Origin of the sequence: Amycolatopsis orientalis DSM 43388, from assembly GCF_000411975.1 — a bacterium.
Taxonomy (GTDB): Bacteria; Actinomycetota; Actinomycetes; order Mycobacteriales; family Pseudonocardiaceae; genus Amycolatopsis; species Amycolatopsis orientalis_D.
Window position 1 is genome coordinate 41,130 of record NZ_ASXG01000066.1, and the last position, 8,878, is coordinate 50,007.

Genomic DNA, 8,878 nt, shown 5'->3' on the forward strand with positions numbered 1-8,878 from the left:
CATGCCGTGCGGCCAAGATCACCCGAGCGGGCGTACGTCGCACAGCGCAGGCACAGGAACACCACAACGTGGCCAAAGCCCGGTCCACGACGGTGAACTCATGAACGCCACCGCCCCCTCCCGCAGCGGCGCCCCGCGGCCCGGGACGACTCCGGTCGGCCTCGGCGGCCCGCATCCCGTCCTCGACGTCGTCATCCCGGTCTACAACGAGGAAGCCGACCTCGAACCGTGCATCCGCAGACTGCGCGCGCATCTCGCCGAACGCGCCGGATACCCGTACCGGATCACCGTCGCGGACAACGCGAGCACCGACAAAACCCTTGCTGTGGCCGAAGAACTCGCTCGCGAATTCCCCGAGGTCGAGGTGCACCACCTGGACGAGAAGGGCCGCGGCCGCGCGCTGCGGGCCGTCTGGTCGTCCTCGGACGCCGCGGTGCTGGCCTATATGGACGTGGACCTCTCCACCGACCTGGCCGCGCTGGACCCGCTCGTCGCGCCGCTGTTGTCCGGACATTCGGACGTCGCGATCGGCAGCCGGCTCGCCCGCGGCGCCCGGGTGGTCCGCGGACCGAAGCGAGAGTTCATCTCCCGCTGCTACAACCTGATCCTTCGCGGCACGCTGGCGGCGAGATTCTCCGACGCGCAATGCGGCTTCAAGGCGATCCGCGCCGACGTCGCCCGCGCGCTGCTTCCCCACGTGCGCGACACCGGCTGGTTCTTCGACACCGAACTGCTCGTCCTCGCCCAGCGCGCCGGCCTGCGGATCCACGAGGTGCCGGTCGACTGGGTCGACGACCCGGATTCGTCGGTCGACCTCTTCGCGACCGCCGCCGCCGACCTCAAAGGCATCGCCCGGGTCACCCGCGCGACGCTCACCGGCGAGATCCCGGTGCGCCGGCTGCGCGAGCAGCTCGGCCGCGAACCGATCGGCGTGGAGGCCCCCGGGGTGTCCCCGAGCCTGGTCAAGCAACTCGTCCGGTTCGCCGCGGTCGGTGTCGCGAGCACGGTCGCGTACCTGCTGCTTTTCCTGCTGCTGCGGACCATGGTCGGCGCGCAGGCGGCCAACTTCACCGCACTGCTCGTCACCGCGATCGCGAACACCGCGGTGAACCGGCGGGTGACGTTCGGCGTCCGCGGCCGGGCCGGCGCCGGGCGGCATCAGTTCGAGGGGCTGCTCGTGTTCGGCCTCGGGCTGGCGCTGACCAGCGGGTCGCTCGCGCTGCTCAACCACACCACCCATCCCGGGCTCGTGCTGGAGACGACCGTGCTCGTGCTGGCGAATCTCGCCGCCACGGTGCTCCGGTTCCTCCTGCTGCGCGGCTGGGTCTTCAATCCGCGCCGAACCGCTACCGAGGAGTCGTCTTGAGCACTGTCCTGTCCGCCCGGCCCGCCGCCCCGGACGCGCCGGATCTCGCGACGCCGCGCTGGATCCGTCCGTCGGTGTTCGGTCTGCTGGCGCTCACCGCGGTCTTGTACTTCTGGGATCTCACCGCTTCCGGATTCGGCAACTCCTTCTACGCCGCGGCCGTGCAATCGGGCACGCAGAGCTTGAAGGCGTGGCTCTTCGGTTCGCTGGACGCCGGGAATGTGATCACTGTCGACAAACCGCCTGCCGCGCTGTGGGTGGGGACGGCTTTCGCACGGGTCTTCGGGTTTTCCAGCTTCACCGTGCTCGCCCCGCAGGCGCTGATGGGCGTCGGCGCGGTCGGGTTGCTGTACCTGACGGTGCGGCGGGTTTCCGGCCCGCTGCCCGGACTGCTGGCCGGGGCGATTCTCGCGCTGACGCCGGTCGCCGCGTTGATGTTCCGCTTCAACAACCCCGACGCGTTGCTGGTGCTCCTGCTGATCGCCGGTGCGTACTGCACGGTGCGCGCGGTCGAGAAGGCCAGCCCGCGATGGCTGGTTTTCGCTGGCGTGACAATCGGTTTCGGGTTCTTGACGAAGATGATGCAGGCGTTTCTCGTGCTGCCCGCCTTCGCGCTGGCGTACCTGATCGCCGCGCCGACCGGGTTGGGAAAACGGGTGCTGCACTTGGTGTGCGCCGGGGTCGCAGTGGTCGTGTCGGCGGGCTGGTTCGTGGCGCTGGTGGAGATCTGGCCTTCGGCTTCGCGGCCGTATATCGGCGGGTCGACCGGGAACAGTCTGCTGGAGCTGGCGCTCGGGTACAACGGGTTCGGGCGGATCTTCGGCGGGCAGGGCAACGGCTTCGGCGGTGGTGCCGGAGGCGGGATGGGCGGCGGGAACACCGCGTTCGGCGGCAGTTCCGGCCTCGGGCGGATGTTCGGCGCGAGCTTCGGCACCGAGGTCTCGTGGCTGCTGCCCGCCGCGCTGATCGGCCTGGTGGCCGGGCTGTGGTTCACCCGGCATGCCGCCCGCACCGACCGGACCCGGGCGTCGCTGGTGGTCTGGGGCGGATGGCTGCTCGTGACCGGGCTGGTGTTCAGCTTCATGAGCGGCACCGTGCACCCGTACTACGCGGTGCAGCTCGCGCCCGCGATCGCCGCGCTGGTCGCGATTTCCGGGCATGCGCTGTGGCGGGGCCGGGCGCATGCCGCGCCGCGGACGGTGCTGGGCGGGATGATCGCGGCGACCGCCGTGTGGGACTTCATCCTGCTTGACCGGACGCCGGACTGGTTTCCCGCGTTGCGGTGGGCGATCGTCGTGCTGGGGTTGCTGGTGAGCACGCTGGTGGTGGTCGGGGTGCCGCGGGTGCGGACCGTCTTGATCGGCCTCGCGGCGGCGGTCGTCGTGACGCTCGGGATCGGCACCGCCGGGTACGCCGTGGAGACGGTTTCCTTGCCGCACAGCGGTTCTATCCCGACTTCGGGTCCGCGTGCCAGCGGGATGGGCGGGTTCGGCGGCGGGATGGAGGAGGCCAGCGGATCCGTCGGCCAGTTGCTGGGCGGCACGACGACGAAGTGGGCCGCGGCGACGACCGGATCGCAGTCGGCGGCGAGCCTGGAACTGGCGAGCGGCAAGTCGGTGATCGGCATCGGCGGCTGGGACGGCAGCGATCCGGCCCCGACGCTGGAGGAGTTCAAGCAGTACGTCGCGGCGGGAGAAGTGGCGTACTACGTGGACGGCGGCCGGGGCGGCGGTCCCGGCGGCGGGTCGAACGACATCTCCGAGTGGGTGGCCGCGAATTTCCCCGCGATCACGGTCGGTGGCGAAACTGTCTATCAGCTCACCCGGTGAGTCGGGAAATCCTCAGCCTCTTCCCAGGAACGAGGCGCATTCTGGAGTCGTCCGAGGCGAACGTCCGGGAGGTCACGATGGCCGGATATCAACGCTGGCACACCGCGAGCGAGCAGGGGCCGCGCGAGCGCAATGCCGACGCGGTGAGCGCCTACGCGGCCGCCGGGGCGCCCGGCATCACCTTCGCGCTCGCCGACGGCGTCGGGGACGACCCCGGTGCCGGACGGGCCGCCCGGGTCGCCGCCGCGGCCGCCGCGCGCACTCCGGTCGAAGCCGGCCCGGTCAAGGCGATTCTGGCCGCGCAGCAAGCGGTTCAGCGGCTGGGCGGCACCGGAGACGCGGTTCTCGTGGTGGCGATGCCCTTCGCCGGCGGATACCGGATCGCCTGGGTCGGCGACGCGCGTGCGTACTCGTGGGACGGGTCGATGATCCACAAACTCACGCAGGACCACACGTTGGCGGAGTATTTCCGCTCGCGGCATCAGCCGTACTCGCCGCGGATGGAGCATGTGGTGACCACCAGTGTCCGGACGGCGAAGCCGGAAGAGATCGGCACGGCGGAAGCGCCGAGCGGCGGTCTCCTGCTCACCAGCGACGGCGTGCACAAGGTCCTGCCGCCCGCCACGATCGACGAGATCCTCGCCGACCCCGCCCGCGGCGCGTCGGCGTTGGTCGCGACCGCCATCGCCCTGGGCGGCCGCGACAACGCGACGGCGCTGTTCGTGGAAGCCCCGGACGTGGCCGCGCTGGCCACGGAGAGGTTTCCGACGGCCGCCTGAGCGAGGTCAGGCGCGCTCGCGTTTCAGGTTCCGGTACTCGCGGTAGACGAGCACGATGATCACCGCGTCGAGCGCCGCGAAGAACGGCAGCGCGATGGAGTGGGTTTCGAAGGCACGGTAGATCTCGTACACGACGAACGCCGCGAGCACGACCATCGCGACCGGGTAGGCGCGTACCCACTTGCGCGCGAGCGCCCACACGAGGCCGAGCTTGAGCAACCCGTGCGCCAGCAGGTACACGACGGCGAACGTCTTGGTGCCCCCTCCGGCGAAATGCTCGGCCGCGGTTTCCAGATGCCGCGCGAGCGTGCCGGAGGGGTCGCCAAGGAGGTCGCGGGTGATGACCGCGTTGACGAACCCGGTGACGGCTGTCGCGGGGATGAACGCCAGGATCAGCGCCCCGATCAGCTGAAGGCCCCCGTCGAGGCCTTTCAGGGTGATCGCGATCTTGAACAGCCGCTCGGTGGAACGGGTGGATGTCTCCTCGCTCATCGGTACAGGAAACCGGAAAAACCCGGACGGTGCTGGGTTGATGGCCGGGTTTCGAACGGGTGATCCGGTTTGCGTGGGCCTGCGACTTGGTCTCGGACGGCGGTTTCGGCTCGCGCGGGCTGGGACTCGATCTCGAACACCTGCTTCGGCTCGCGCCGACTGCGACTCGACCTCGGACCGCCGCTCCAGCTCGTGCGGGCTGCGACTCGATCTCGGACACCTGCTTCGGCTCGCACGGACTGCGGCTTCATCTAGGACGGCTGTTTCGGCTCGCACAGACGGCTGCTTGACCTCGAACGGCCGCACCAGCTCGCGCGGACTGCGCTTGACCTCGAACCGCTGCTCCGGCCCGTACGAACTGCGGCTCGACCTCGAACAGCCACTCCAGCTCCCACGGGACTGCGACTCGACCTCGAACTACTCCTCCGGCTCCCACGGATCGCGGCTTGGCCTCGGATGCGTTTTCGGTTCGCACACTCCGCGCCTCTGCCCTCGGCCCGGAACCCGGTAGTCGCGCCTCGCGGCTCCCAGCTGCAGACGAACCTGCCATGCTCGGACCTCGGCGCTATCCCTCTTTCACCGAGCAGCCTTCCCGCGCGCCCGCGGCACCTTCTTCCGGCCCACCGAGCCTGGTCCGCCGCCTGTTCTTCCGGCCCACCGAGCCCGGTCCACCGCCTGCCCAGCGTCCCCTTTCACTCCCTGAGCATGGCCGCACCGCCTTTGCTCTGGCATTCTGGGCACCGCGCGTACCGTTTCGTGTGATTGTGCGGGTCCTGCCCGAACACCGGGTAACACGCGGCTCCGCACAAGCCGAGGTAGACCGGCCCGCAGCGAAGCGGACGGCGTCCGACTTGATGCGCGAGCCGCGCCGCGTTCTCCGGCGTGCCCGCCTGCGGCAGCCAGCCGTGCGCGGGCAGGCTTGCCAGGACGACCTCGTTCAGGTGATCGGCCCGCCGGATCAACGCCCGGCCGAGGTCGAGGAGACGCTCGCCGAGGTCACGCACCGCGTCGGGGCGCGGGCATCGTTCGTCGAGCGCGCGGGTGAGGAAGGTGAGGTCCAGCGCGAGCGTGGCTTGCAGGTCACGGATCCAGCTGACCAGTTCGGGACCGGTGAGCCCGACTGCCGAACCGCGCTGTTCCGGCAACCTGCTCCAGTGTCCGGTCATGCGCTGCTCCCAGCGCCGCATGCCGCACCGCGCGCGCCCCGGAAACCGCCGCGCGCCACTCCCCAGCTCGATGCCAGTCCCGGCCCCAACGTCCCGCGCGCCCACGCCAACCCCGGCCCCGCCGCGGCCGACACCGTACTGCTCACGCCAGGCACCGTTGTTCCCTCGTGCGAGCTTCTCCCTTCTGGCGGCGCCATTCGTCCGCACAGTCAGGACACGTCGGGTCGAACCAGTGCCCGCCGAGTTGCGGCACGTCCCGGCGAGCGACCGTGACTTCGGCTCCGCACAGTGCGATGAACGTTTCCTCGGGTCGCGGCGCGAACGGCCCGTCCAGCGCGTGCCGTTTTCCTTCTGCTTGCTGCCATCTGAACACCGGACTCCTCCCCTTGTGGTGCTTGGAGTCCCATTTGGGATGTCGCCGCCGCGTAACGCAAGCCCCCGTTCCGGGTGATCATCGGGACCAGGTTTTCCCTTGTGCCACCAGTATTTTCCGCACTCGCCCGGGACCGAACGCGGGTTACCGAGGGGTCGGGTGTCACCAGCTGGTGACACCCCGGAGGGCGGACGCCGCCGCGGTGGTTGCGGCACTCGTGCTGCTTCAGCGATGCGAGGCGCGGCAGCAAGCACGGGTGCCGCGAGGGGAAGAGCAGCGGCGGGCGTCCGGACGGGCATCACCTCGCTTTCAGGAGTGCGGTTGCCGCCATGACGGCTGTCGCCAAGCGCATACGCAACCCCCGCGCGCGGGTTGTCACCCGACAGTGGCGAGAAAAGCACGCACGCTGGGTTCGGCACGCCATGGCGGCGCTGTCGCGAGGGGGATTGAGCCGATGCGGCGCGGACCTGGGCACGCCCCCGGTGCCGGGCAGGAGCACGACCATGCATGGTCAACCACCCGCCGGGCCATGCCCCGCAATACGATCAACCAGCGCGGCCCGCCCGAACAGCGACAGCCCCGATCACGCCACCGTGGTGCGGCTGATCAGCACGTCAAGGCCAGGTCCCGCGAGGTCGTCCGCCGCCGCGCGGCGGCCGGCCAGGGCGAGCAGCAAGGCCTCCGCCGGGCCGCGGACTTCGATGCCGGTGCCGGTCGTCCAGTCCAGGTCGGTCGCGACCGCGCGCAATCCGGTCAGCCGGCGCGACACCCCGAGCGGCGGCGCGCGCAGCGAAAGTTCCAGCGCCCGGCGCAACCGCACCGCCGGGATCGTCCTCGGCAACCCCAGCGGGCGGCGGATGTCCTGCTGATGGATCAAGCCGTCGAGAAATCCGACCATCCCGCCGAATTTGCCCAGGCGCCGGCCGGGCTGCGGGTGCCGTCGCAGCACGCCGATCAGCTCCTCCGGCGCGCGCACCCGGTATTCGGCGAGGCCGATTTCGTTGGACCTTCTCAGCGACAGCCTCGCGCGGGCGAACCGCCGCGCCAGCTGGCGTCCGCTCAGTTCGTCGTAGCTCACGACATGGGCGACGACCGAGCGCACGTTCCAGCCGACACACAGCGTCGGGTGGTCCCATTGCTCTGGCGTGAGGGTCTCCAGGAAGTCCGCGAAGTCGGCGCGCTCTTCGCGAGCCAGCGTCCGTACGTCCATGCCCTCCCCTACCTGCGGCGGACACTCACCGTAGCAGCGCTCCACCGACGTTCGCCGGTTTGATCACAGCCGGGGACCCAAAGTGGAACTTCGCGTCTGTTCATCCGATCGGGTCGAATATGCGCCAGTGGATAACGTCCAGAATAGCCCGCCAGATCGCGACTACCTGTTCCCAAAACACCAGGAAGTCCGGTTGCGGCGAGGAATAATCCACCCCGGGTTAGCGCGATCGACAGTGGGCATGCAAAGATAGCGTTGCCGCAGGCAGGAAGGGTTAAAAGGGTGGAATATTCCATTCCTCGGACGCCCGCTGCAGCCACCGGAACCAGCTTCCCTCGATGCGGCCGGGGAACTGTGTTCCGAAACTTTTCCGGCGGATGAGAAAGGATGCACAATGACCGTTCCTGGCGCGGAAAATGCAGGCCAGGCATGCCGTCGGACAGAAAAGTCGGACCCCGGCGACGACAGACGGTATGCCGTCGCCTTGAGTCAACGCCCCAGCCGGGTGACCGTGACGTTCCACGAACCGGGCATGCCGCAGCCAGCACCGACGGCACCCTCGCCGCGGCCGAGCACGCGTCCGGCCTACCCGTCATGGAAGACGGCGCGGACGTTGGTCGAATTAGCCGCCGGGCTGCCGGGCGGCAGGACCCAGTCGGGGCAACTGATCGCGCTCCTGGTGCTCCTGCTCGCCGGGGCGACCGCGATCGTCTTCGCCACCGCCGGAGTCCCGGCCGGCCTGGCCACCGCGGGCGGGGTGGCCCTGGTGCACGTCGCGGGCGCTGTGCTCCGCAAGCGGTACACAGCGCGCCGGGACGCCTGACCACCCTCGAAGCGGACGCGGGCGGCGGCTCAGGGCCGCCCGCGTTCTGCCCTCCCGGTGCCCGGCTGGGCAGAGCCGGGCACCGGGAGACGAGGGGTTGCCGACTCGGGGATTTGGCCGCTCCGACCGGCGATGACGGGAAGACCGACGCCGGGGCTCGTCAGCGCGTGGAGAGGAAGGAGAGGAGGGGAGGGGAGCCGGGGTCGTTTCGCTCGGTCCGCGTTCCGCTCGATCCGCCTGGCCCGCTCGCTTGCTCGCTCAGGCTCAACCGCCGCGCTGGGCGATCAGCCTGATTCGGCCGCCAGCCTGGCCTTATTCCACCCGCCCAGCCCGCCTTCGCCACAACCCGCTCGGCTCGGCCCGGTTCCGTGCCGCGCGGCGCACCTCCACCTGACCCGCCCCGACTCCGCCCACCTCGACCTGACGCGACCCCACCGGCGCCCCGCCCTGCTCAACATAAAGCGGCTCGACTCGGCCCGGCATGGCACGTCCCCCGGCCCGGCAGCACACGACTCGGCTCGGAGACTCGGCGGCGCAGCTCGTTTCGCTTAACTCAGCCTCTGCCTCAGCTCGGCCCGGCACGATCCTTCGCTCGGCCCGACCGGTGACACCGCCTCGCACCATCCGGCCCCGCAGAAAACGACTCGGACTCGGGAGCGGCGCAGGTCGACTCGCCCGATTCGGCCTCCACCTCAGCTCGGCCCGCACAGCCCGGCCCGGCGCAACCCCCGCTCCGCGGGCCCGGCACAACCCCCGCTCCGCGGGCCCGACAGAACCCCGGCTCGGCTCGGCTCGGCTCGGCTCGGCTCGGCTCGGCTCGGCTCGGCTCGGCTCGGCTCG

Annotated in this window: 8 protein-coding genes; 4 read left to right on the plus strand and 4 right to left on the minus strand. The window is 70.4% G+C overall.

Annotated features, from left to right (window positions below; all coding sequences use genetic code 11):
* Window positions 1-100 precede the first annotated feature (100 nt).
* The 3 genes from L942_RS11740 (at window position 101) to L942_RS11750 (ending at window position 3,974) form a co-directional block, all read left to right on the plus strand.
* Complete coding sequence (locus tag L942_RS11740; RefSeq protein ID WP_037358833.1) at window positions 101-1,366, plus strand: bifunctional glycosyltransferase family 2/GtrA family protein; 1,266 nt, start codon at window positions 101-103, stop codon at window positions 1,364-1,366.
* Window positions 1,363-3,195 carry a glycosyltransferase family 39 protein gene (locus L942_RS11745; protein ID WP_037358836.1) on the plus strand — a complete coding sequence of 611 codons (1,833 nt, stop codon included), beginning with the start codon at window positions 1,363-1,365 and terminating at the stop codon, window positions 3,193-3,195. Before L942_RS11740 ends, L942_RS11745 begins: the two co-directional genes overlap by 4 nt.
* 77 nt (window positions 3,196-3,272) lie before the next feature.
* Entirely contained in the window at window positions 3,273-3,974 is a 702-nt protein-coding gene (locus L942_RS11750; RefSeq protein WP_037358837.1) for a PP2C family protein-serine/threonine phosphatase, read from the plus strand.
* A 6-nt stretch (window positions 3,975-3,980) separates the two neighbouring features.
* Here the strand turns inward: L942_RS11750 and L942_RS11755 are convergent, their stop codons facing one another.
* From L942_RS11755 to L942_RS11765, 4 genes are all read right to left on the minus strand, one after another.
* Entirely contained in the window at window positions 3,981-4,466 is a 486-nt protein-coding gene (locus L942_RS11755; RefSeq protein ID WP_037358840.1) for a DUF2127 domain-containing protein, read from the minus strand.
* Window positions 4,467-5,158: 692 nt separating this feature from the next.
* Window positions 5,159-5,632 carry a hypothetical protein gene (locus L942_RS11760; protein WP_081655029.1) on the minus strand — a complete coding sequence of 158 codons (474 nt, stop codon included), beginning with the start codon at window positions 5,630-5,632 and terminating at the stop codon, window positions 5,159-5,161.
* A gap of 142 nt (window positions 5,633-5,774) precedes the next feature.
* A complete protein-coding gene (locus L942_RS42820; protein ID WP_081655030.1) occupies window positions 5,775-6,005 on the minus strand; it encodes a zinc finger protein in 231 nt (76 codons plus the stop codon).
* Between the two features lie 583 nt (window positions 6,006-6,588).
* Window positions 6,589-7,215, minus strand: a complete 627-nt coding sequence (locus L942_RS11765; RefSeq protein WP_037358844.1) for a maleylpyruvate isomerase family mycothiol-dependent enzyme — start codon at window positions 7,213-7,215, stop codon at window positions 6,589-6,591.
* A gap of 484 nt (window positions 7,216-7,699) precedes the next feature.
* Here L942_RS11765 and L942_RS44240 point away from each other — a divergent pair, with 484 nt between their 5' ends.
* Entirely contained in the window at window positions 7,700-8,038 is a 339-nt protein-coding gene (locus tag L942_RS44240; RefSeq protein ID WP_158684453.1) for a hypothetical protein, read from the plus strand.
* The last annotated feature ends 840 nt before the right edge of the window (window positions 8,039-8,878 follow it).

Bases quoted from the DNA above. Each gene is read 5' to 3' on its own strand.
- L942_RS11750 (WP_037358837.1), top strand. From the start codon at position 3,273: ATGGCCGGATATCAACGCTGGCACACCGCGAGCGAGCAGGGGCCGCGC.
- L942_RS11765 (WP_037358844.1), bottom strand. From the start codon at position 7,215: ATGGACGTACGGACGCTGGCTCGCGAAGAGCGCGCCGACTTCGCGGAC.
- L942_RS11740 (WP_037358833.1), top strand. From the start codon at position 101: ATGAACGCCACCGCCCCCTCCCGCAGCGGCGCCCCGCGGCCCGGGACG.
- L942_RS11760 (WP_081655029.1), bottom strand. From the start codon at position 5,632: ATGACCGGACACTGGAGCAGGTTGCCGGAACAGCGCGGTTCGGCAGTC.
- L942_RS11755 (WP_037358840.1), bottom strand. From the start codon at position 4,466: ATGAGCGAGGAGACATCCACCCGTTCCACCGAGCGGCTGTTCAAGATC.